The following is a 1,103-nucleotide window of genomic DNA, read 5'->3' as shown; positions in this document are numbered from 1 at the left end:
TCGTGCAGGCCGAGTTTTTTCTCCAGATAGTGGATGTTGGTGCCACCCTGCTGGAAATGTTCGTCGGACATGATTTTCATCTGCAGCTCGACGTTGGTCTTGATGCCGTCGATGATCAGTTCCGCCAGCGCATTTTTCATACGCGCGATGGCCACTTCACGGGTGTCACCGTAGGTGATCAGTTTGCCGATCATGGAATCGTAGTACGGCGGCACGCTGTAGCCGGCATAGATGTGCGATTCCCAGCGCACGCCAAAACCGCCTGGCGCGTGGAAACGGGTGATCTTGCCCGGGCTTGGCAGGAAGGTGTTCGGGTCTTCGGCGTTGATACGGCATTCCACCGCATGACCGCGTACCACCACGTCTTCCTGTTTGATTGACAGCGGCTGACCGGCAGCAATACGCAGCTGCTCTTTGATCAAATCCACGCCGGTGATCATCTCGGTCACCGGATGCTCCACCTGAATACGGGTGTTCATCTCGATGAAGTAGAACTCACCGTTTTCGTACAGGAACTCGAAGGTACCCGCACCGCGGTAGCCGATATCGATACAGGCTTTCGCACAGCGCTCGCCGATAAAGCGACGCAGTTCCGGCGTGATGCCCGGCGCTGGTGCTTCCTCGACCACTTTCTGGTGGCGACGCTGCATCGAGCAGTCACGTTCCGCCAGATAGATAGCGTTGCCCTGACCGTCGGCCATCACCTGAATTTCGATATGGCGTGGGTTCTCAAGGAATTTCTCCATGTAGACCATGTCGTTGTTGAAAGCCGCTTTGGCTTCCGCTTTCGTCATGCCGATGGATTGTTCCAAATCTTTTTCACTGCGCACCACGCGCATACCACGACCGCCGCCGCCGCCGGAGGCTTTGATGATGACCGGGTAGCCGATGCGTTTGGCAATGGCACGGTTTTTATCCATGTCATCGGTCAGCGAGCCGTCAGATCCTGGCACGGTCGGTACGCCGGTTTTCTTCATCGCGGTGATCGCAGACACTTTGTCGCCCATCAGGCGGATGGTGTCAGCTTTCGGACCGATGAAGATAAAGCCTGAACGCTCAACCTGCTCGGCGAAATCGGCATTCTCAGAGAGGAAGCCGTAGCC

At 56.6% G+C, this 1,103-nt stretch carries 1 protein-coding gene; it reads right to left on the bottom strand.

Annotated elements, in window-relative coordinates; translation table 11 throughout:
• The coding region (accC, locus tag VI01_RS24040; protein ID WP_045816952.1) for an acetyl-CoA carboxylase biotin carboxylase subunit at positions 1-1,103 on the bottom strand (1,103 nt) is incomplete at both ends.

It is taken from the genome of Pantoea sp. SM3 (assembly GCF_000963995.1).
Taxonomy (GTDB): Bacteria; Pseudomonadota; Gammaproteobacteria; order Enterobacterales; family Enterobacteriaceae; genus Pantoea; species Pantoea rwandensis_B.
Note: the sequence above shows the minus strand (reverse complement) of the source record. Positions and strands in the feature narration are given on the sequence as shown.